The following is a 24,180-nucleotide window of genomic DNA, read 5'->3' on the forward strand; positions in this document are numbered from 1 at the left end:
TTATTTATCATTAGATAATTAATTTTTTAAATTAAAAGGTATTATTAAAAATAAGACATATTTTTTATATAAATAAAATTTATCTTTATTCATTATTTAGAAAAATGCAAATAAATAATCACTTCTACGATGAGGCTTTTTTTTCAAAAGATTTTAAATCAATCCGAACATTTATCTCCACCAGCGACGACTACACCAAAACCTTTGTCATTTTTCGCTGACAGACAAAGATTTTCATTTCTAAGAAATGAAAACCTTTGAAGACCTCTCTTATTTTAGCAAAAAGGTTGTATACCTCTTTTTAATTGAGGAGAAGTTGATAAAAGTAAAAAACGCCCAAGACATGATTTCTTTTCAAGCTTTTATTAAGCCGCCTTCTTGACTGACTTGCGGAAACGAAAAGACTTTGCACGCTTTGACGCTGCTTTTGCTTTTTTATGCCTCTCATTTGGAGATGAAGAATTCTTCCGCTGTAACTGTGCAACATCATCTTTTCGACCTGAAAACCGTTTCTGACGTTTAGATTTTTTTAAACGGTGTTCTGTATTATTTTCTTTTTCTCCACTTTGGAGTACATTTATATTTTCTGGAAATGCTGCAAATTGTTCTGGAACAGATTCAAACACCAATTTCATACGAATCAAGCGCTCTACAGCACGCAACCTTGCCCTTTCCATCTTTTCGTCAAAAAGCGTAAGTGCTTCACCAGATGCACCATTGCGTCCTGTCCGACCAATACGATGCACATAACTTTCAGCTTCATCTGGTAAGTCGTAATTAATAACGTGGCTTATCCCTGGTATATCAATACCGCGAGCAGCAATATCTGTTGCAACAAGGACCTGTACCGATCTTTCACGAAAAGCTTTTAAAGCAGATTGGCGAGCAGCTTGTGATTTATTCCCATGAATTGTTGCAACTAAATAGCCTATCTTTGCTAAATAACGTGTGACAGCATCAGCCCCATGTTTCGTTCGAGTAAAAACAATAACCGAATTAAAAGCTGGATTTGTCAAAAGTTTACTTAAAACATTCTTTTTTTCACTGGTAGGAACACAATATAATTTCTGATTAATCTCTACAGCCGTAGTGCCTTGAGGAACAACTTCAATCTTAACCGGATCATTGAGTAAACACTTTGCGAGCGCAGCAATTTCTTTCGGCATTGTTGCAGAAAAAAGGGCTGTTTGACGCTCTTGATGCAAAAGCTTTGCAATTTGCTTAACATCATGAATAAATCCCATATCCAACATACGATCTGCTTCATCCAAAATCAAAAAACGAGATTGAGAAAGATCAACACATTTTTCACGAACAAGATCTCTCAAACGCCCTGGAGTCGCGATCAAAACATCCACACCCGCTGCCATACGTTTAATTTGTTTTAAACGTGATACCCCTCCAAAAATAAGACACGTCGAAAGATGTGCTCCTTTCGCCACAGTACGAATTGCTTCATCAATCTGAACAGCAAGTTCACGCGTTGGAGCTAAAATCAAAGCACGTGCAGTTTTAGGACAGCGTTTATCACCAAAAGTTAAAATCTGACTTAAAATAGGCAAACCAAACGCCAAGGTTTTTCCAGAACCTGTCTGCGCAATCCCCAAAATATCATGCCCTTTCAACATCACTGGAATAGCTTGTTCTTGTATAGGCTTAGGTTTATGCATCCCAGAAATGCGTAAATTGTTAACCAAAAGAGTAGGCAAACCTAACTTTGTAAAAACATCTTCTTTTTTTATAGACAAAATAAAATCTTCCCTCAGCTGAACCACTTTCACGAAGTAACCAGCTAAATTCTCCACTCAAGAATCCGCGCAAGAGAAATCCTTGACATTTTAAACGAAGCAACGCTTGAAAAGCGACATGCGCAACCTATGAGCACCTTGAAATTAAGGTGAAGATATATAATTCCTCTTTACAAAGAGCCTACAAACGAACTTAAATACCTTCATCCTTATTATCCTTGGATTATGATAAAAAAGCAAGGGCTTTTCCCAATACATTTATTGCGACAAAAAATATTTAAATCACTTATTTCTTGATGCGTTTATTTTTTGATGATTGTCTGCATCGGTAAATGTACTTTAATAAAATCAGGATAAATTTCGARAAAAATCGGATTTTGWAAAGTTTTCTGACCGCCATAAATTAAATACCATTGGGTTTTATCAAAAATGGCCAAAGTTTTATATTGAATAATGCGATCCTTCTTTTCAAGAACCGTTGGAATTAAAGCATATAAAGTACCGCTATCTGTTTTAAAATACTCAATATTTTCTTTATCTAAACAATAAGAACCAGAAGGCAAGTTCTCAAATTGCCTATGCAACTGTTGAAGAAAATTATCACGTAAAGCATCCTCTGTTGTATTTAATCGACGTGCCATCTCTTTATAAAGCCGCTCAGGCATATAATGAGATACAAACGAAAAATCGCCACTTTTTATAGCATTATTGACATCAACAACTATTCTTGACAGTTCACTTTTTTGTATTGTTGTTGACTGAGATGCTAAACTTTGTTGATGAACAATCAAAAAGAAAAAGAGACTCAACACAAAATAAAAAATAGATCTCATTTTTATACTTCTTGCCTTCGTAAAATTTCAATTTTTCAAATAACAAAATCAAATAACGTTTGATCATCAGTAATATCACGATAGCGCCAACCTAACGTTTGAAATTTTTGCTCTAAGAGATAAAAATTGTCGTATTTTTTTGTTTCAATTGCAACCAATACAGAACCAAAATTTCTCGCTGATTTTTTAAGGTATTCAAAACGAACAATATCATCATCCGGTGATAATGTGGAAAGAAAATGACGCAATGCACCAGGATGTTGCGGAAAACTAAAAATAAAATATTTTCTCAAGCCTTGGAAACGTAGAGAGCGCTCTTTAATCTCTGGTAAACGCTCAAAATCAAAATTACCTCCTGAAATAACGAGAAGAATTTTTTTACCCTTTAACTCTTGAGGCGGAATACTGTTAAGCGCATCAATCGATAAAGCACCAGCCGGTTCAAGGACCACACCTTCTACATTAAGCATTTCAACCATCGTAGAACAAACGCGATTTTCAGGAACTGTAATGACAGAATCAGGCGAAAAATGCTTAAGAATTGTATAATTTAGTGCACCAATTTCAGCCACCGCAGCCCCATCTACAAAAGTATCAATATTTTCCAGTTTGACCCGTTTTCCACTCTCCAAACAAGCAAGCAAGCTTGCCGCTCTTTTGGGCTCAGCAAAACGAAGCTGTGTGTTCCAACCATATTCACGTAAAAACTTGCTCACCCCACTTGCCAAACCACCTCCCCCTACCGGCACAATCATTAAATCTGGCTCACTTTCCCCATTGAGTTTTTCCCATTGCAAAGCAGCTTCGCAGAGCACTGTTGCCTGCCCCGTAATAATGCGAATATCATCAAAAGGCGGAGCCATCACACCACCGCTCTCCACGACAAAGGATTGCGCAGCTTCATAACATTGATCAAATGTTTCACCAACCAAACGAATATCAATAAACTCTTTACCAAAAATACGTGTCTTCTCAATTTTCTGTTGTGGCGTTGTCATAGGCATAAAAATGACACCTTTACGTTTAAAATAACGACAAACAAAAGAAACCCCTTGCGCGTGATTCCCTGCTGACGCGCAAACAAATGCAGAATCTGATGCTATACTGCTCAGTGTTTCTGAAACGAAATTGAAAGCCCCACGAATCTTATAAGACCGCACTGGTGTTAAATCTTCACGCTTCAAATAAATTTCTGCATCATATTTTTGGCTTAGAAAATCATTTCTTTGCAGGGGTGTTTCAGCAAACACATGATGCAATCCCCCCATAGCTTTTGTGACGTCTTGAATAAATTTACTCATAACATTGATCATTTCATGCTTTGTTTATATTATATTGGCTTCTTCTAGCGATAAAAAAAAGTATTGTCGTCAAAATTTCACTAAAAAAATGAAAATTTTTTCTTTTGTCATTAATTCTTGATTCAATAAAAGATATAGCTTATGAGAGAACTCTCATTGCGGACGTGATGAAAACGGTAAACATAGCAGACTTAAAATCTGCCGGTCGAAGGCCTTGCGGGTTCAAGTCCCGCCGTCCGCACCATTCCATACTATTCCATGCGTTTTTTTGTTTTCTAATCATCTGGATAGAACAACGATCTTTAAACAATGCTATAACGATGTTATCAAATGATAACTATCATAATGCGAAAGACGAATCATCCTTGTCTTTGCAAAAAGATATTTTAGCCATAGCTTATAAATGAAAGAAATTTCATTCTTAATAATTAAGAATCTAAGCAACTTTTCCTTAGCTCCTCATCGTCACTCAAAGTTAAAACTTTTTCTTCACCATAAAATTAAGCATTTACAATGCATAAAATTTCAAAAAATAAAGGCCCTATCAAAATAGGACCTCTTAAACTTAAGCTTCTTTATTTCCACAAAAACTAAAATCTGTAAGCTATCCCTGCACGAAAATCATTCGTCCTATACTTAACTTCAATCTTGTCTTTAAATTTCTTTTTACCAAAATCCGAGTAACGATATTCCGCACGTACAACAAGATTATCTGTCATTGCAAAATCAATACCACCACCGATAGTATAACCGATCATCGTTTTTGTAACATCCGATGTCTTATTAAAAGGATCATCTCCTGTAATGACTGTCGACAAAACATCTTGAAATTGTCCATAAGCGATACCACCAGCAATATAAGGCATCACTCGACCAGCAGATCCCCCAAGACGTACCCGTGTAGCACCAGTCCATTTTTGTTTTAATGTATGATTAAAAGTTAAAGTATTTTGCTCTTCTTTATCCTCTGTAGCAGATCGAGAAAAGCCCCTTTCCTTTTCTGTGTCTTTATCACTGCCAGATCCACCATCAACTTCAGTTCCTTCACGGACCAATCCATCAGTACTCGATTCCTCAGCATGAAATTTTATTTTTGTATCCTTTTTTTCCGTTAAAAGGATATCCGTATCAAGCCCAACAATCAAATTATCAGCAATATCAAAATTAACACCCGCATATAAACCACCTACAACCCCAGAAAGCTCAGGAATATACTGTTTCTCAACAGGGACCCATGGCTTATTTTTACTCCTCTCATCAGGATAGAGAGGAATATCAACATCACGCGTTGTTGCAGAAATTTTACTTGAAAAGCCACCAATTTGAGCTCCAAAATAAAAACCTGCCCAAGAAAAAGGTGAAGAAGCAACAACTTCTGAAGCAACATGCATTGGCTCTTGCGGAGCCACCACATCTGCAGCCTGTACTATAGAAGCTGAAATCAAAGAAAAAACAGAGGCTGCTATAAATTTTCTATTCATAAAACTATACCCCATTGTTAAATTTAAATATAATCAAAAATCACATTTAGAAAAACAAAGTTTATAAAATTTTATGCCACAAAATCGCATATACTCCTTTATAGTTACATTTAAACCAATCACTATACAATATATCATTACATCAAAATTGAATTTTAGCAAATAAATTTTAATAAATTTGAAAATATTAGAATAATAAATACTTAAAAATATAAATATTTAATAAAATTACCTAATTTATATTTTTAAATATGAGTAATTATAAAACATTTTGATCAAAAAAATATCATAAAAAATACAAAATAAATTATTTTTTATAAAATCAATCTTTATTAAAAGCATTATAAATATAACTAAATATTCTTATATTTAAAATGCATGCTATAGATTATGTATATATAAAATAATAAATATCTTACACTAAAAAATTATCTCATTTTTCTAGCGCTTTTCAAAGGATGAGATTATTAACACATGCAATATTATTCTTTTTCTAAAACTCTTCTCTAAACAAAAGTCCTCAATCACTTTATTTAAAAATTGCTCTTCCTCTACTAATTTCTATAGTATCATCCGCTTTTATTGCAAAACGGTCTTTATTAGGAAAAGTGATAAAGCATCCCTTCATACAAATTGTTATTGTTTGATGCGTATTTAAAAAAAATCTTAAAGGTACACTTCCTTCAACAACAATGAAAGACTGTGTCTTTAAATCCGTATTCTTCACTGTTGCAGCAAAAGATGTTATGGTAAAAATATTCAACAGAGTAACTGTAATCAAAGCATAAATACATCTCAACATCCTAAGATTCCTTCCTCAGCAAAACGCTTATATAAGACAAATCGAAGAGTATTGGTTACATCAGAAGCTGCGGTAATATTAGGCACATAAATAGCCAAATTAAAAGAAAAGCTCTTACTATCAAATGCCGTAAAACTCACCTGTGGGATAGGACTTTTTAAAACGCCTTCTGTCAAAGAAGCGATCTCTAATAAAATTCCCATAACATGCTCTGGAGTAACCTTAGATGATACCGTCACTGGAATATCAATTCGCCCTATTTTATTGCGTCGTGTCCAATTACTAACGTTATTATTAATAAGGCTTGAATTGGGAATAATAATTGTTTTACGTTGAATGGTCTCAAGTTCTGTTGCACGCACACTAATACGTTTAACAATGCCCCCTACGGATCCAGATTCTATATAGTCTCCTATTTTAAATGGTCTTCCAACTAAAATAATAAGTCCAGAGACAAAGTTTTGAACAATATTCTGTAAACCAAAACCTATACCAAGTGACAGTCCTCCAGCAATAAGAGCAAAATTTCTAAGATCCAAACCTGCCATTGATAATCCTGTCAAAGCAGACACAACAACGCCCCCATAACCTATCACTGTTTTGATAGAATTACGGATACCAGAATCGAATTCTCCATGGGCCAACACCATATGATCTAACCAAGCAATAAATCGGCGCATAAAGAACCAACAGACAAAAAAAGAAACAATTCCTGTTATAAGAGAAATCAAAGAAAGAGTCACATTTCCGATCTGAAAACCGGTCACCGATTGCCACAAAATTGCTTTCAAGTCAGAATAGGAAAATCCAAACTGTGCAGCGATTGGCATTGCACAAAATACAACAACAAACAAATTGAGAAAAACGCTTAAAACAATTCCCAATTGATTCATCGTTTTTTCTTCTAAATGAAACCTCTGCATCAAAAAATGACCAACCGTTGTCTTCATAAATTGTCCTTTAGTTCCAATTTCTTGAGCGCTTTTTATGCCTAAATACATGAGAACTAAAAATACTCCACCAATTATAATTTGCTGCATAATAAAACGTGCAAGACCAACATAGCCCTGAAGATTCAAGACAAAGAGCAATAATCCCAAACTAATAAAAGGAATGCGAATATAAAATGGCCAAAAATATGGTTCTCTTTTCTCTCCTTGAAAAGGCCTATGTCTAAACCGCAAAGGGATAAATGCCAATAAAAACAACAATATCGCGACAAGGAAAACCGCAATAAAACTTTTAGTAATTGTCAAAGATAGAGGCGCTGAAATAATTTGATAAATGCTATCAAAAACAGCATCAAATGCCAAAACGCTCCCTAAAGAAGTGAGTAAAATCACCAATTGATAAGCAGACGATGGAGGAATATTGAGAAGACGAATATGGGGCATATTCGATGATAAAAGAACCACAGCTAACCGATTGATTAAAAACACTAAAATAATTTGATAACCGATCATATCAAAAACAGCCGTAAGCTTACCTGGATCTAAATTAAAATGACGAAATAAAAACAACACAAGATAAACGCAAAGAACACAGATAAGTGAAGGTAAGAGAACTGAAATAAAGGCGATCAATAAGCGTTGTAAATAAGATATTTCCTCGTTAGACTGGGTAAAATGGCAATATACATAGACAAGAATTTTATGAGAAAAATATGAAAGTCCTAAAACGATAAAAAGTGGAATCAAAAAGCAAAGAAAAAGTTGTAATAACTTGAAATAAAATATAAAATTCCACCAAGAGTTTAACAGTAAAAGAAAATCTGATGAAGCCTCTTTTGTTTTCTGGACAAGATGTTTAATCATCGGGATCGAAAACTCAAGCCTATCTGTCAATGTGCGTTTAAAAAGCTCACGAGATTGAGAGATAGAAAGTTCAGCTATTCTATTTGTCACCAAAAAAATTGCTTCAAACCGAAGCATAATACTATTAATTTTAGCTTTTTGCTCTATTAAGTAAGTGTATTCCTTCACTGAGCTTTCCATTTTTTTTACATCATGATGGAGCTCGATTAATTGATCAAGAAGTGCATTAATTTCATTAAGAGGTGAACGCAAAACAAATGCTGCCTCTATCGTACGTTCACTGATATCTTGTGCACGCAAGCGCAGTTCTTCCAAAGCACGCTCATCTTCTGGTTTTCTGTCAAAATCTTTTTTTAAAGCTTCAGTATTTTCTTCAAGATTTTTAATAATTAACTGTTGTTGTTGAATAATTTCATCAACTGAATAAGAGGCTATTGTCTGTTCAACAATAGTATTTTGTGCCCCCCTATTTCCCCATGCACCAGAATTAAAAACAAAAATAATCCCCAAAAGGAGGAAAAATATATGGGTATTTTTTCTACAAAATGAATACATATCTACCTTATGCACACAAAAAGGATTTTATACCCCCGTTTTTAATATAGTATAAAGCATATATTTTCAACTTTTGTAGAATAACGTTATAAAAGCTTTCCCTTATCCTATAATACTGATAAAAGAAAAGGATAATCGTAAGCTGAACTGAATAAAATTAAAGAAGGCGCTTTCGCATGCTTTTTTTGTACCTCTGTTGCAAAAAAGAAAATTTTCTCCCTTTCACGACTTGGATTTTCCTATCCAGTTTGGGGGTATTTTTGACGAACAACCTAGGAACACGTGCTTATTTAATCAAACAATCACACACTAGTAACATCATTAAAACGAATAGATTTGATTTACAAAACAAGTATGATCAGTTGAATATTGCCGCAACTGAAAGCCAAAAATTTGTAACATTCCCCAAATTTATAGCATTCTATGCAGAATCTTTTTTTATGAGGATCTTTCAAAAAATCCTAACAATGAATCTCTTTTTAATAAAGATTCCAGCTATTGATACACGACTTCGTAATTTTCAAATGCAATATTTTTCAAATAAACGTGCTCCTCCCAATGGACACACCTAAAGCTCTTTCTTGAATTATAAAACGGTTATCTTATTTCATTTGTGCTTTTAACTTTGAATCACTGTTAGATTATCTATTAGCGGAATATATCATGCGTACACCTGGTTGGTTAACTACCCTTTATTGTTTTATCCTTTTGAGCAGCATTTATGTTGCCTTACCTAATCTATTTTCATACGAACAAGTTAAAAACTCAAAGTTCTTACCCAACACCCGTGTAGCGCTTGGTCTTGATCTTCAAGGAGGCTCTTCTCTCCTGCTCGAGGTTGATAGCAAAACATTAAAACGTGATCAATTACACATCATTTTAAGCAACGTACGCAATACATTGCGTGAAAAACAAATCCGCACCTCAAGTGTGCGGATCATTGAAAATAGCGTTGTTACCCTTATTTCTGATGCAGAACAAACTGAAAAAGCACTCTCTGCTTTAAAAACATTAATAACCCCCATACACAGTAGCTTTGGTACGACAGAACATAATATCACAATAAGTGCTCAAAATGAAACGCTTCGCGTCACATTAACGGAAGCTGGTATAAAAGACCGTATAAGCAACGCTATTGAACAAAGCTTAGAAATCATCCGTCGCCGTATCGATCAAGTTGGTGTTTCAGAGCCAGCGATCCAAAAGGTTGGAAATGATCGTATCATGGTCCAATTGCCTGGCTTACAAGATCCAAAACAACTACGAGATCTTTTAGGCACGACCGCTAAAATGAGTTTTCATCTTGTTCCTTCTAATGTAGACCCCAATAATCCCCCTATAGGTGTTTCTATTCTTCCTGGATATACAGATGAAACACAACGTTTTGCAATTTACGATCAAATTGCCTTAGATGGAAATGTCCTTAAAGATGCCCGCGCTGGTTTTGACCCGCAAATGCCGGGACGTTCTATTATTTCATTTACGCTAGATTCCGCTGGTGCAAAAATATTTGCCGATATAACACGACAAAATATTAACCGTCCTTTTGCCATTGTTTTGGATAATAAGGTTTTAACCGCTCCTACCATCAATAGTGTCATTCCCAATGGACAAGGTCAAATTACCGGAAACTTTGATCCCAAAGAAGCCTCAACTCTAGCTGCTCTGCTGCGCGCTGGGTCTCTCCCCGCCCCACTCACCGTCATTGAAGAGAGAACGGTAGGTCCAAATCTTGGAGCCGATGCCATCCAAATGGGACTTTACACCGGCATAATCGGCTTTATGCTTGTCGCAATTTTTATTTTTCTTCTCTACCGGATTTGGGGGCTCATTGCCAATATAGCACTAGCGCTCCACACAATTTTAACATTTGCGGCCCTCAGTCTCCTCGGTGCTACGTTAACTCTTCCCGGTATTGCTGGTATTATCTTAGGGATCGGTATTGCCGTTGATGCGAATATTCTCATCAATGAACGTATCCGTGAAGAAAGTCGAAAAGGTGTGAGTGCTTTTGCAGCTCTAGATCGTGGTTTTAAACAGGCTTTTGCAACCATTGTTGATGCGAATGTTACAGCAATTATAGCAACTGTTTTACTATTTTGGTTTGGTACCGGTCCCGTTCGTGGTTTTGCCGTCACAATGTTGCTTGGTATTATCATCTCCATGTTCACAAATATCACCATTGTACGCATCATCATGATTTGGATTGTTCGTAAATGGAAAATTAAAAAATTGCATATTCACTCTGCTTTCAACATTATCCCCCAAAATACAACTTTCCGCTTTATGAAAGCACGATTCATTGGTATTGGTGTCTCAATTATTTTATCAATCGCTTCAGTTTTTCTCTTTTTTAAGCCTGGCTTAAATTTCGGAATTGATTTTATTGGCGGCAGCCAAATGAGTATTACCACGAAAGCACCAGCAAACTTAGCAACCCTGCGCTCCAAGCTTTCTACCCTTAATATTGGTGAAATTACTCTGCAAAATATCGATAACGAAAACACCGTACTCATTCGCATGCAAAAACAAAGTGGAAGCGAAGCACAACAAACCATCGCCATTGACAAGGTCAAAACAGCTGTACAAAATATCTATCCCGATACCACATTTGATCAAATAGAAGTTGTTGGCCCCAAAATTTCAGGCGAACTTGCCACAGCTGCTTTTACAGCTGTTATTCTTGCGGCTATTGCTATGACTCTCTATATATGGTTACGCTTCGAGTGGTTCTTTGCTATTGGAGCCATTGTCACACTCATTCTAGACACCACAAAAATGATCGGCTTTTTTGCTTTATTTCAATTTGATTTTAATTTAACAGCCATCGCTGCACTCTTAACGATTGTTGGGTATTCTATAAATGATAAGGTTGTTGTCTATGATAGAATGCGTGAAAATATGCGTCTTTATAAAAAAATGCCATTGCGCGAACTGATTGATCTGTCAATTAATCAGGTGCTTGTCCGTTGTTTTTTTACATCAGCCACCACAATTCTTGCTATGCTTCCCATGGCAATATGGGGCGGAAGTGCCGTTCATAATTTTGCAGTGCCCATGGTCTTTGGGATTATTATTGCAACATCATCCTCTATCTTTATCGCTGCACCTATTTTACTCTTGCTAGGAAATTGGTGGCGTGAACGAAATAATCGTATAACTCCTAAAGAAAAGTGAGAATGTCTTTTAATGCTATGATCCATCATTCCTTTCTTCTCAAAGAAATAAGAACCATTTTCATTCATTCACTTTTTGATCAAGAATAGTAAATAATTTATGCTCCACGACACACCACTTATCACAACCATTGTTTCAGGTTTATGTTTAGCATTTCTTTTGGGAATGATTGCCAGCCGTTTGCGAATTTCACCCCTTGTCGGCTACTTGTTAGCTGGTGTTATTGTGGGACCCAATACAAGCGGGTTTAAAATAGATTCCGTTATTATCAATCAACTTGCTGAAATTGGTATTATTTTGCTCATGTTTGGTGTTGGGCTACACTTTTCATTAAAGGACCTTTTATCCGTCAAAGCAATTGCTGTCCCAGCTGCTATTGCACAGATGGCATTTTCTACACTTCTAGGCTTATGCCTTGGTCTAATTATGGGATGGAGCTTCAGCGGAAGTTTGATCTTCGGTCTTGCTTTGTCTATAGCAAGTACAGTTATTCTGCTGCGTGCTTTGCAAGAGCGTCATCTTATTGAAACAGAAAAAGGGCGCATTGCCGTTGGATGGTTAATTATTGAGGATTTAGCAATGGTCCTTATACTTGTCTTCATTCCTTCCTTGGCAAGTACCCTCAACAGTACAAACAAAGAAACATTGGACCCTCTCGTTCAATGGTTGGATTTAAGTATTTGGGGTGTTTTTGGTCTTACCATCCTGAAAGTCATTCTATTTATCGTACTGATGCTCGTCATTGGGCGACGTGTTATTCCATGGCTCTTAAAAATGAGCGCACAATCGGGATCACGTGAATTATTTCGTCTTAGCGTCTTTGCTATTGCCCTAGGCGTAGCTTTCGGAGCCGCTCATTTATTTGGTGTTTCTCTTTCTCTTGGCGCTTTTTTTGCCGGTATGGTCATGAGCGAATCAGAACTAAGTCACCGTGCTGCTGAAGAATCCTTACCCCTGCGCGATGCCTTTTCTGTTCTCTTTTTTGTTTCTGTAGGTATGTTATTTGATCCAGAGAAGCTCTTGACTCATTTTTTTCCTCTCTTAGCAACTTTATTCATTATCGTCATTGGAAAATCTGCCGTTGCCTTTTTCATCGTTAAAGCTTTTCGCTATTCTAATGCCACAGCTTTAACGATTGCTGCAAGCCTTGCCCAAATTGGAGAATTTTCCTTTATCCTTGCTGGTTTAAGTCTAAGTTTAGGACTTTTAAACAACGACGCTCATGATTTAATTCTTGGCGGAGCAATTTTTTCTATTTTGCTCAATCCTCTTGTTTTCATTGCCCGTAATAAAATTAAAAAACATCTAGAAAAATTTTCTGCCTCTTCACAAAATACCCAAACAATTATTGATATTGGTCCACAAGATCCTGATCTAGATTTTTTACCAATGACCTTAAAAAACAATCATATCGTCATTATTGGTTATGGTTGTATTGGCAAAAGTGTTGCATTATCTTTAATAAATAGAGGTAAACCTATAGTGATTGTAGAAGAATCAAAACGCCTCTCTGATAAAGCAATTTCAGATGGCTTTGAGACGATTTGCGGTAATATCATTCAACAAGAAATAATGAACGCAGCCAATATAAATAATGCACATAAAGTTGTGATTACAATGCAAAGTACCATTGAAGTAGGAGAATGTATTGTAAATATACGCGATATGAAAAAGGATATCCAGATAATCACACATGCATTATCCGACACAGAAACGTCTTATCTCATTGATTTGGGGGCTGATATTGTAGTAACGGATGATGAAGAAATTGCCAATGGTATTATAGAGCATATAACAGAACAAAGACCTGTAAAGAATATGCATAATTATGAAAATTTATAGAAAACATAAAATGGATAAAGAAGCGTGAAAATAAAGCAATTTATATGGCCCTTAATTGGTATCGTAGCAATGCTGATATCTATTCGGATTCTTTATATAAAACTCTCTGCCATTTCGTTCGGAGATGTATTGGAACGCTTGAGCGATTTAAGTGCACAGCACTGGTTATTAGCTTGTTTATGTTCTCTCCTTTCTTACGCTGCTCTTGCTGGATATGATCGCATTGCTTTGCAACATCTAGGCCATAAAATTTCTTGGATTTTCATCGCTATCTGTTCATTTACAACGTATGCTCTTTCACACAATATCGGTGCTTCCGTTTTTTCTGGTGCCGTCGTGCGTTATCGTGCCTATAAAATGAAAGGATTAAATGGAACAGAAATCGCCATATTAGTGGGTTTTTGCTCTTTTACGTTTGTCATCGGTACAGTCTTATTGTTGGGGATTGTTTTGATTTTGCAACCTGAGATTATCACCCTCATTCATGACGAGCTTCCTAAATGGCTTGGAACGGCAGTTGGAATAATTTTACTCAGTTGCATAGCACTTTATACGTTTGGGAGCTGGCTTCAATTGAAACCCTTACGCTTGAGCAAGAAAATTCAGCTTTCCTATCCACGGTTAAAAATTGTTATTCAACAGCTTCTCATAAGCCCCTTGGAACTTTTAGGAGCAGCAGGAATTATATATGCTGTTCTCCCCTACAATACAGATATTCATTTTATTTCCGTTCTTGGTGTTTTCCTAGCATCTTTTACGATAACTCTTCTCTCCAATGCTCCAGCAGGAGGAATAGGCGTTCTTGAAGCACTCTTCATAACAGGTATACCCAATATAAATCCAACCGATGTTATTGCAGCACTTATTGTCTTTAGAATACTTTATTTAATCATACCACTCATTATTTCATTATTTGTAGTCGCCATTTTTGAAACGCAACAATATCGCAAAAGAGCCCCAAAAACTCCACCTAAATAAAAAAGCCTATCAACTGCTTTTTTTTTGTGCTCCTATAAATGATATAATTATGCTGCAATTTGGTTGCATATATGAATTAATACAGTCATTATATGTGTTTATCTTTTTTATCTTCGATAAGCGAAATGCCCCCTTTATAAGAAGCTTACTCTAAGTAAAAACAGTGAAATATTTGTCTATTTTTCTTCAAAAAACGCCCATAAACTTGAAAATATCTATCCCTTTAGAAAGCAATCATTTCTAAAACGTATAACATATTGATTTATAAAGATAATTTATCATTATTCAACATGATTTAGGATTTTGAATACCGTAAAATTCTCTCGTTTCAAATCTCTCCCACATTGAATTAATCAAAACCATGTCTCTTGCACGTTAAAAGCGGGAAGAGCCGTGTAGAGTAAAACTGCACCAGAAATTCTAAAAGCGCGGCTCCTCTCAATTACCTCAAGGCCAAGAGTTGCCAAGATAACATTGGAGGTTCAAAAAGTGTGCGGTGGTGTAGGCTTGCTTCTACGCCCCAATTTCATCTCGCCTCTATCGTTTGACAGAAAATTTCGCATTAATTGGGAAGAATTGGAATCCGTTAGGAATACGTGGTAATTTGTTGTTTTTATGACTATTTTTTACCATTAAATATACGTTTTCTCAAAATAAATTTTGACACCTGAAATTGTGAAAATTATCGAAAGCCAGAAAAAAGTGCGTTTTCATGGTAAAAATGAGAGAAGACTTTGAAGATTCTCAGAAAGTCTGTGAAAGCCCAAAAAACCACCTTTGAAGCCCCTTTTAAAAAATAAATTGACACAAAATCTTCTGTCAAATTATAAAAAACCCAATGACAAGCGACAGCAATCAATAAATTATTTATAGTATAAATGGTGGGTGATGAGGGGATCGAACCCACGACCCGCTGATTAAGAGTCAGCTGCTCTACCGACTGAGCTAATCACCCATAAGCTTCCCAAAAGATGAGAATAAGCGTTTCTATAACGCTCCTAAGGGTAGATGTCTAGATATTTTGTTGTTTTTTAATAGCCTCATCGTCGGTAGGATTTAAAATATGATATTCACCACTTGATCTTATATAAAAATAGACCCATTATAAGAAGCTCTATAAATAAATTATTCTGATTATTATACAGAATCTATCGTTGGAGGATTATCGGCATAATGTCCGAGCAAAATTTAGAGGAACCTTCGTGTCGTTATCAGCGGAATGGAGCGTCGTTTTATTTTATCAGTAATTATATGCGTTTAAGCAATATTTTTCTGTTTTTTTCTTTGAATGTAAGTTTTTTACAGTCAATGTTCATGGTCCTATGGACGAATAAAAGCCCATGAATTTTTTTTATCAATCGCGCGCTTTTAAGCTTTTAAAGGGTGAGAAATGATGGAATGGATCACTGATCCCCATGCGTGGTTTGGTTTGGTCACGTTGGTTTTTCTCGAAATTGTTTTAGGAATAGATAACCTTATCTTTATTGCAATTTTAGCTGAAAAATTGCCATTGCATTTGCGTGACCGTGCACGCTTGATAGGTCTTACTTTAGCATTAATCATGCGACTTTTCCTCCTTACAGTTATTGGATGGGTTATGAGACTCGATACGGTCATTCTTTCACTTTCATCTTTTGTCTTTAGTTGGCATAGCTTTATTTTAATTGGTGGTGGAGCCTTTTTGCTAGCAAAGGGAACGTTAGAATTGCATGAGAGGTTAGAAGGGGTATCGCATGAAAGAAAAACAAACGCTGCTTATGCTGTTTTTTGGCAAGTGATTGTTCAAGTGGTGGTGCTGGATGCCGTTTTTTCGCTCGATAGTATTATTACCGCCACAGGTATGATTGCCAAAGAGCAGGCAGCAGTTATGTATATTGCGGTCATTGCTGCTATGGGAGTGATGATGTGTGGCTCTGGTTCTCTCATGCGTTTTATTAATCGTCATCCCACTATTGTCATCCTTTGTCTTGGATTTTTGATGATGATTGGTTTTACGCTCATTGTTGAAGGGTTTGGCTTTCACATTCCAAAAGGGTATTTGTATGCTGCTATTGGCTTTTCTGTTCTCATCGAAGCTTTTAATCAAATTGGACGTCGTAACCGTGAAAAGATGATCACAACGAATGATCTACGCAGTAGAACCGCTGATGCTGTTTTAAGACTCTTAGGAGGGGGAAGTAAAGATAGCCATCTTGCTGAAACTGTCGATGTCATTGCTGAACAGGCCGCCGCTTCTGAGTTATTTAGACCAGAAGAAAAGGAGATGATTCGTGGTGTTCTTGATTTAGCTGATCGCCCTGTTCGCTCTATCATGTCGCCGCGCAATGAGATTGAGTGGTTAGATTTAAATGCTGATGAAAATGAAATGCGTGAGGAATTACAAAAGGTTAAACATAGCCGCTTAATTCTTGCGCGTGAGAAAGTGGATGAATTTGTCGGCGTTGCGTTGACAAAAGATCTTCTTTTGAATTTGGCAGAAGGTAAAAAGATTAATTGGAAAAAAGCGATGCGAGAACCCCTTGTTGTTCATGAAAACACAAGTGTTTTACGATTGATGGAGCAATTACGTCATTCTTCGATTCAGCTTGCAATTATTGTTGATGAACACGGATCTTTTGAAGGGATTGCAACACCAACCGATATTCTTGAAGCTATTGCAGGAGACTTTCCTGATGATGATGAAGAGCTCATGATCGCAGAACAACTTGAAAATGGCAGCCTTCTTGTAGAGGGATATGCTGATATCCGCCGTTTAAGTGGTTATCTTGGGCGTAATCTTGTTGATGAAGCAGATCGCTATACGACTCTGGCAGGTTTTATGCTTTGGCAATTTGGTCATTTGCCAAATGAGGGAGAAAGTTTTGAAACTGAGGGGTTATGCTTTAAAGTTATCGAAATGGAACGCCGAAACATATCTAAAATCCTTATTTCTCCACTTGTGTTACCAGAAAAAGCTTTTGATACATAAGGTGAGTAAAAAGATTTTTCTTATAATGAGAAAGTGAAAAAAATAGGAGGTCGATGGTTTAATTGTATTGTCATATTTTTTTAAGCATGAAATAATGAATATACAAAAGTTAAGCTATCAATAAATTTTCAATACAAAAAAAATTCATTGATGATTTAGGAAAAGCACTAAAAGAGAAACTGGTGCAAAATTATTTGTAAATAGTCATGAATCTCAAAAATGATAATTTTATACAAATTATTGATTCATAATAATTATTCATCATTTTTTATTAAAATATCCCATCACCTTCACATTAAGAAAGCGTCTTTTAAACGTCAAATTAGCGCCCGTAATAATGCTCAGATCTCCACTATTGTTGTGATTTCACTCAACTGATAAGGGCGGCTTTGAACTATATTCAATTTTCTATAATAGTTTGAAATTTTTTGATATTTCTCAAGGAATTGTTTCTTGTTTTCGATAAATTTAGCTATTTTTTTCTTTCAAGAGTGAAATTTCTTCTCACTGGAAAGCTCTTGTTGAAAGCGATACTTTTCCTCAAAATAGCCCATGTTTTCTGCTACTTTTTTAATCAAAATATAGCCAGACGACGTATTGTCATAGTTATTCTATAAATCTTTACTGCCAGAATATCCTCAAGCAAGATAATAAGCAACAGTTGTAATTTTAGCTGATGACCGAAACCTTCCCCCTTCTCTCCATAATCTACATATCATAACGAATGACCAAAATACGATTAGAAAAGTAGTGACGTACAACAGTATTCCCCACTTTACCACGATAAAGTTCTCAGCCCAACTTTTTTAAACTCTCTATGAGATCTTTGGTTTACATTATGTTTTATTATCAATAAATTCTACAACATCAGTTAAAATATAAGTTTTCATGGATTTCCTTCTGCATAGCTGTAAAACATGCTAACATCTTAAATTATTTAAGCCTTATATCAATTGTTCATAAAAAAACACACGACTGTTTTATCATTCAATTTTTTTAATAAGAAAACCATAATAAGAAAATAATAGCTTACTCATAAAAAAAGAGCTTTTATCTGATATATACTTGTTTCATTTTTGAAAATGATATACACAAATTCATCAATATAGAAAAAGGGGGAGTATATGTTTATAAACATAGATAAGGTCGTTGAGGAATTAAAAGAAAATAAATTTTCCCACATACCTTCTGAAAAAATAAATATCAAAGCCAATGAGATAACAGATTTAGCTCGTCTGAAAAAAAGCTGGGATTATCTACCAATTGATCCTTACATGAAAAAAGGTGACACCTACAGAAGAAAGTGCTTCGGCAAATTTATCGTAAATATAACTAATAAAACAATAGATTTTGTGGATGATAATACTTTTTTTCAGAGTTCTGAAATCAACAGTTATGCAGGTGGGATTGAAAGAAAACTGCCTAAAATGTCAGACATAATATCATCGAATAGTGTATTACGGAAAATCATTGAAAATACACTGAGCGCTTTTTTGATGTATAAAAAGAAAGAAAGCAATATATGGGATGTTTTCGTACACCAATTCCGCATTGAATCAAAAAAAGGAATACAAGGAAATCCTACACCTGAAGGTATTCATAAAGATGGTCATACATTTATAAGTATGCACATGATTGGCCGATATAATATTGAAGGTGGTACATCATATATCTATGATGAAAACAAAATAAAAGAGATCGTTTTGAAAGGAAACTTAGAGAGCATACTACTCGATGATATGGAAATGTACCATTCAGCCTCTGCAATTTCATCAATAAATGATGAAGAAGGTTTTAGGGATTTAATGGTTATCGATTATAGAGAAAAACGACAATGAAAATTGCGATAACCGATAGAATAACTGAAGTAAGTGAATTTGAAAAACCACTGACTGACTTGGGTGCTCAATTTTATTTTTTCAACTCTTTAAATGAAGACGACTTTCCTGATGAAATTCTGGAAGAAATTGATGCCTTATTGATCTGGCATGCAAAAATAACAGAGAAAACAGCCAAGAAATTGCGTAAATGTAAAATAGCAGTACGATTTGGTATCGGTTATGACCAAGTAGATTACGAAGAGCTAAGAAAGCACGGTGTTGAATTTGCTAACAACCCTTCTTATTGTATAGATGAAGTCGCTGATACTGCGTTAACAATGATTTTGGAAGGATGCCGGCAAGTATCCAGACATAATGATTTAGCAAAAAAATATGATAAAATATGGCAAGAAAACAATCTTAAAACATTCCGTCCAAAGCACAAAACCATTGGATTAATTGGGCTAGGTAAAATAGGAAAAGCAACATTAGAACGGTTAAGACCTTTTGGATTCAAGGTGATTGTCTATGATCCATACATTGATGAAGGTCTTGCTAAATCACTCAACTTCAAACTTTTAGAAGATATAAATACCCTTCTAGAAAAATCCGATGTGGTATCACTACACTGTCCTCTTACAAACAAAACAATAGGAATGATTAATTCAGAATTCCTTAAAAAAATGAAGAAAAACGCTATCTTAGTGAACACTGCAAGAGGGAAAATCCTCAGCGATTTTGATTGCTTAGAAAAGCATTTAAGAGAAAATCCTGAGTTTCACGCATTTCTTGATGTTCTCCCTATAGAACCACCAAATGACCATCCTCTTATTAAAGCTTGGAGGGACAATGCTTGCTGGTTATCTTCAAGATTGGTCATTAATCCACACAATGCGTATTTTTCAGAAAGCTCACACATCGATATGAGAAAAGATATTGTTTCAACAATTATATCTTGCCTATACAAAAAGAAAATGAAAAATTTGGTAGTTTCCTATGATTAATAATATTTACTGCGTTGGACGCAATTATGTGGAACATGCCCTTGAACTTGGCAATGTGGTTGAAGATGAACCTGTTATATTTAGCAAGCCAAATAGTTCACTTGTGTTAGGAAACCAAATTGATCTTCCTGATTTTTCCAAAGAAATCCATTTTGAAACTGAAATTGTGCTCAGAATCTCAAAGGACATTTTTATGGTCAATGAGAGTAAAGCTAAAGAATGTTATGATGCCGTAGCAATAGGTCTTGATCTAACCGCAAGAGATTTGCAAAAAAAATTAAAAGAAAAAAAACTTCCTTGGCTTTTATCTAAAGGTTTTAAAGGAGCCGCATACGTCTCTGACTTCATAAACAAAGAAAAAATGAATGCCCCAATAACCTTTACAATGAAGTTGAATAGCGAGATAAGGCAAGTTGGCAATACGAAAAATATGATCTTTAGCTTTGAGAAAATAATATCATTTTTAAGTCACTACATTCAGCTAAGGCGTGGTGATATCATATACACCGGCACTCCACAGGGCGTAGGAAAACTCTCTAAATTTGACAGAATAGAACTCTATCTTGAAGATCAATTAATCTCAGAGCTAAAAGTAAAATGAGTCATCAAATACTGACCTTTTTCATTGTTTCATTTTTTTTAGTCATCTCACCGAGACCAAACATGGCCCTTATCATCGATAATGCAACGAGATTGGGGAAAAAGAACGCATTTACGAACGTCTTAGGGTTGTGTGCAGCAACATATGCGCATGGAGCATTTTCCATATTAGGTGTATCAGCACTCATTCTCAACAACAAAACGCTCTTCCTTTTAGTAAAACTCATGGGAGGCTGCTATTTATTATATATGGGCTTTAAATCGATTAAATCTGGAATACACAGCTTAAATTCAAAAGAAAAAATATCAACGAATGAAAAAAGCATTGTCGGTAAAACAAAGCTCTTCACCAGCTATATGGATGGTTTTTTAACACAAATACTAAATCCCAAAGTATCAATATTTTACATAGCAGCCTTTCCAAAATTCTTAGCTTCTGGCAGTAGCATAAAAAAAGGCTTTGAACTTGTAACAATACATTCCTTCAATATCTTTGCATGGTTTACTTTAATGACCATTTTTATATCATTTGCAAGCGCCACTCTAAAAAAGAAAAAAATAAAAGGATGTATTAATATAGCAACAGGAACAGTTTTATCGCTATTTTCTTTTTTCATTTTCTTTGGATAACATTTCCTCTTTTGATAAGAGGTCGTAAAGCTAACAGAGTAATCTTTTCATGACGCTGCCTCTCACTTCTGAAGAGTCTAACCTCTCACAAAGCTGAGACAATCCCCTATTCTTTCTTATTTTCTCTGTAAAACTGAATAACGTTGCTTTTTTATCGTAGTCTCAAGAACTTTTGTGTAAACAATAGAATTTATCGCAACGTTTTATCAATATCTAAATGAAGTTCTTATTCACCACTTTAGAAGAAAAAAGCTAAAGCGTCCCTCTTTTCCTTTGTGAAAAAGGCCCTCTTTTTTACTTATGATAGCATCATAAAAACAAATAAAATGATTTTAGAAATCATTTAAATTTTTTATCATTAAAGAATTTTCCCTACACTTAAGATGCCAACTCTCTAATGCTACTTGAGCAAAAAATTAAAACTCTCTCTATTATGAATAACAACATATTGATTATAAACGATAAATTTCATAAAGTTATAAAAACACCTAACAACTTTCTGAAATAATTTTAAAGGGCGCTCTATCAAAACTTCTTCATGAGCTATTTATTTGTTATTCATAACAAATAAACTCCCTATGCAAATATCTGTTATGCTATTTAAGAGAAATATATTCTCTTTTTTCAAAACCATGTTCTTTTGTTTATCCCCCTTTATCTTTATCCACACAAAACCATAAAAAATGTTTTTTTCCTTTACACCTCATTTATATCATGCTTCGATACGAATAATATCTCTTTGAGTGTAATTTAATCTCAAAATAATTAAAGGGAACCCCCAAAAAATGAACTGTAAACAAAATTTAAAAGATGATCCTCAGAAAAAACTACAACGTGGTCTAGATAACCGTCACGTACAACTTATAGCCATCGGTGGGGCTATTGGAACAGGACTCTTCATGGGATCAGGAAAAACGATTAGTGTAGCAGGCCCTTCCATCATACTCGTTTATGCTATCATTGGATGCGCCCTATACTTCGTCATGCGCGCTATGGGAGAATTATTGCTTTCTAATTCTAACTACCGATCTCTTGTTGATTTTTCAACTGATATGCTAGGGCCTGGAATCGCTTTCTTTGTAGGCTGGAGCTATTGGTTAAGCTGGGTTGTAACTGGAGCTGCTGATATTATTGCTATCATTAACTATATGCACTTTTGGTGGCCAACACTTAATCCATGGATTGTTGTTTTTTCCTGCATTAGTTTCTTTTTAATCCTTAACCTTCTTGCTGTAAAATTTTTTGGTGAACTTGAATTCTGGTTTGGTCTTATCAAAGTCGTAGCAATTATAGCATTAATTGTTGTGGGTTTTTATATGATCGCTACGGGCTTTACCTCTCCAAATGGTACAGTTGCTTCTCTGGGTCACGTGTGGAATGATGGAAATATTTTCCCACGAGGAATAACTGGCTTTTTTGCTGGATTTCAAATTGCCATTTTTTCTTTTGTTGGGATTGAAATTGCTGGAACAACGGCAGCTGAGGTCAAAGAACCTAAAAAAGTTCTTCCCAAAGCAATTAATGCAATACCGGTGCGGATTGTGCTCTTTTACATCCTTGCTCTTGCTGTAATTATGTCAGTTACACCTTGGGATCAAATTGTTCCAGATAAAAGCCCATTTGTCTCCATGTTTTGGCTCGCTGGTATTCCAATCGCTGCTGGTTTGGTAAACTTTGTTGTTCTCACCTCGGCTGCCTCTTCAGCAAACAGTGGTATTTTTTCCACCAGCCGCATGATATACGGGCTTGCAACACAAAAAGGTGCTCCTCCAATTTTAGGAAAACTTTCGAAATATCATGTTCCAGCCAATGCTCTATTCTTTTCCTGCTTATGTATTTTAATAGGATATACAATTGCCTCCCTCTCTCCAAGTCTCATAAGTGCTTTTACAATTGTGACAAGCATTTCAGCGATTGCATTTTTATTCGTATGGTCTGTAATTTTGATCAGTTATATTCTCTATCGTCGCAATCGCCCTCATCTGCACACTGAATCCGTCTACAAAATGCCAGGAGGGGTTATCGTGTGCGGAATAATTTTGGTTTTCTTTGCTTTCATGCTCTATTTATTGACGTTAGAAGAAGATACCCTAACAGCTTTTAAATACGGTATAGGGTGGTTTATTTTCTTAGGCATAACCTACTTTACATTTTTAAGGAAAAAAATTGCTCAAGGTAACAAATAAAATCTAGACAAAACATCTACAAAACATCTCGAAAAAGGGTAACTAAAGTTGCCCTTTTTCTCCTTAAACTCCCTCCCCACACCTCAAAAAAAGAGGATTCTTCCCAGCACTGATTTGTAAACAATCGACTTGTTAAGGAAAATGCTGCTGACCACTTATATAGTCACCTACATAAGGCTCTATGAGCAAACTCTGCTCTGAATTTTCACCACACATTCTAAAAATACCACATGTGAAAATTTTATATGCCCTACCACCGCTCTAAACAACGGTGTTGTACGGCTTAATAGGATAAGACATGAGCTTTTCTGTAAAGAGTTTTTTATAAACTTCACCTACATTGTTTGCTCATAAAACATGAAATTTTATCTAAAACACCTCAACAAAGTTTTTATGTATTTTTTCAAGATTAAAAATACACCTCTAAAATAAATACAATAT

At 35.4% G+C, this 24,180-nt stretch carries 16 protein-coding genes and 2 tRNA genes; 11 read left to right on the forward strand and 7 right to left on the reverse strand.

Annotated elements, in window-relative coordinates; all coding sequences use genetic code 11:
- Positions 1–365 precede the first annotated feature (365 nt).
- The 3 genes from CEV08_RS07060 to ilvA all read right to left on the reverse strand — a co-directional run bounded on the left by CEV08_RS07060 (position 366) and on the right by ilvA (position 3,894).
- Positions 366–1,748 carry a DEAD/DEAH box helicase gene (locus CEV08_RS07060; RefSeq protein ID WP_245407065.1) on the reverse strand — a complete coding sequence of 461 codons (1,383 nt, stop codon included), beginning with the start codon at positions 1,746–1,748 and terminating at the stop codon, positions 366–368.
- 302 nt (positions 1,749–2,050) lie between these two features.
- Positions 2,051–2,581: a hypothetical protein gene (locus tag CEV08_RS07065; protein ID WP_100130968.1), complete on the reverse strand. Its 531-nt coding sequence runs from the start codon at positions 2,579–2,581 to the stop codon at positions 2,051–2,053.
- 35 nt (positions 2,582–2,616) lie between these two features.
- Positions 2,617–3,894: a threonine ammonia-lyase IlvA gene (gene ilvA, locus CEV08_RS07070; RefSeq protein ID WP_100130969.1), complete on the reverse strand. Its 1,278-nt coding sequence runs from the start codon at positions 3,892–3,894 to the stop codon at positions 2,617–2,619.
- A gap of 146 nt (positions 3,895–4,040) precedes the next feature.
- On the opposite strand from ilvA, the gene CEV08_RS07075 reads away from it, so the two are divergent.
- Positions 4,041–4,126, forward strand: a tRNA-Leu gene (locus CEV08_RS07075).
- Positions 4,127–4,472: 346 nt separating this feature from the next.
- Here the strand turns inward: CEV08_RS07075 and CEV08_RS07080 are convergent.
- The 3 genes from CEV08_RS07080 to CEV08_RS07090 all read right to left on the reverse strand — a co-directional run bounded on the left by CEV08_RS07080 (position 4,473) and on the right by CEV08_RS07090 (position 8,534).
- Positions 4,473–5,363: an outer membrane protein gene (locus CEV08_RS07080; protein WP_100130970.1), complete on the reverse strand. Its 891-nt coding sequence runs from the start codon at positions 5,361–5,363 to the stop codon at positions 4,473–4,475.
- A gap of 529 nt (positions 5,364–5,892) precedes the next feature.
- Positions 5,893–6,165 carry a hypothetical protein gene (locus tag CEV08_RS07085; protein ID WP_100130971.1) on the reverse strand — a complete coding sequence of 91 codons (273 nt, stop codon included), beginning with the start codon at positions 6,163–6,165 and terminating at the stop codon, positions 5,893–5,895.
- Positions 6,159–8,534 carry a mechanosensitive ion channel family protein gene (locus CEV08_RS07090; protein WP_100130972.1) on the reverse strand — a complete coding sequence of 792 codons (2,376 nt, stop codon included), beginning with the start codon at positions 8,532–8,534 and terminating at the stop codon, positions 6,159–6,161. Before CEV08_RS07090 ends, CEV08_RS07085 begins: the two co-directional genes overlap by 7 nt.
- Positions 8,535–8,710: 176 nt before the next feature.
- On the opposite strand from CEV08_RS07090, the gene CEV08_RS10010 reads away from it, so the two are divergent.
- The 4 genes from CEV08_RS10010 (at position 8,711) to CEV08_RS07110 (ending at position 14,531) form a co-directional block, all read left to right on the forward strand.
- Complete coding sequence (locus tag CEV08_RS10010) at positions 8,711–9,106, forward strand: hypothetical protein (RefSeq protein WP_100130973.1); 396 nt, start codon at positions 8,711–8,713, stop codon at positions 9,104–9,106.
- Positions 9,107–9,197: 91 nt separating this feature from the next.
- A complete protein-coding gene (gene secD, locus CEV08_RS07100) occupies positions 9,198–11,711 on the forward strand; it encodes a protein translocase subunit SecD (protein ID WP_100130974.1) in 2,514 nt (837 codons plus the stop codon).
- Positions 11,712–11,810: 99 nt separating this feature from the next.
- Positions 11,811–13,553 (forward strand): YbaL family putative K(+) efflux transporter, encoded by a 1,743-nt coding sequence (gene ybaL, locus CEV08_RS07105; RefSeq protein WP_100130975.1) that lies wholly within the window; start codon positions 11,811–11,813, stop codon positions 13,551–13,553.
- 24 nt (positions 13,554–13,577) lie between these two features.
- Positions 13,578–14,531, forward strand: a complete 954-nt coding sequence (locus CEV08_RS07110; RefSeq protein ID WP_100130976.1) for a lysylphosphatidylglycerol synthase transmembrane domain-containing protein — start codon at positions 13,578–13,580, stop codon at positions 14,529–14,531.
- 879 nt (positions 14,532–15,410) lie between these two features.
- Here CEV08_RS07110 and CEV08_RS07120 read toward each other — a convergent pair.
- Positions 15,411–15,486, reverse strand: a tRNA-Lys gene (locus CEV08_RS07120).
- Positions 15,487–15,921: 435 nt separating this feature from the next.
- Between CEV08_RS07120 and CEV08_RS07125 the strand changes: the two genes are divergently transcribed.
- The 6 genes from CEV08_RS07125 (at position 15,922) to CEV08_RS07150 (ending at position 23,739) form a co-directional block, all read left to right on the forward strand.
- Positions 15,922–17,499, forward strand: a complete 1,578-nt coding sequence (locus CEV08_RS07125) for a TerC family protein (protein ID WP_100130978.1) — start codon at positions 15,922–15,924, stop codon at positions 17,497–17,499.
- 1,124 nt (positions 17,500–18,623) lie between these two features.
- A complete protein-coding gene (locus tag CEV08_RS07130; RefSeq protein ID WP_100130979.1) occupies positions 18,624–19,337 on the forward strand; it encodes a 2OG-Fe dioxygenase family protein in 714 nt (237 codons plus the stop codon).
- Positions 19,334–20,323, forward strand: coding sequence for a C-terminal binding protein (locus tag CEV08_RS07135; protein WP_180753571.1), 990 nt, complete (start codon positions 19,334–19,336; stop codon positions 20,321–20,323). The genes CEV08_RS07130 and CEV08_RS07135 overlap by 4 nt, the downstream gene beginning before the upstream one ends.
- Positions 20,316–20,924 carry a fumarylacetoacetate hydrolase family protein gene (locus tag CEV08_RS07140; protein ID WP_100130980.1) on the forward strand — a complete coding sequence of 203 codons (609 nt, stop codon included), beginning with the start codon at positions 20,316–20,318 and terminating at the stop codon, positions 20,922–20,924. The genes CEV08_RS07135 and CEV08_RS07140 overlap by 8 nt, the downstream gene beginning before the upstream one ends.
- Positions 20,921–21,553 (forward strand): LysE family translocator, encoded by a 633-nt coding sequence (locus CEV08_RS07145; protein WP_100130981.1) that lies wholly within the window; start codon positions 20,921–20,923, stop codon positions 21,551–21,553. Before CEV08_RS07140 ends, CEV08_RS07145 begins: the two co-directional genes overlap by 4 nt.
- Positions 21,554–22,338: 785 nt before the next feature.
- Positions 22,339–23,739, forward strand: coding sequence for an amino acid permease (locus CEV08_RS07150; RefSeq protein WP_100130982.1), 1,401 nt, complete (start codon positions 22,339–22,341; stop codon positions 23,737–23,739).
- The last annotated feature ends 441 nt before the right edge of the window (positions 23,740–24,180 follow it).

This window comes from Bartonella tribocorum, from assembly GCF_002778015.1.
GTDB lineage: Bacteria > Pseudomonadota > Alphaproteobacteria > Rhizobiales > Rhizobiaceae > Bartonella > Bartonella tribocorum_B.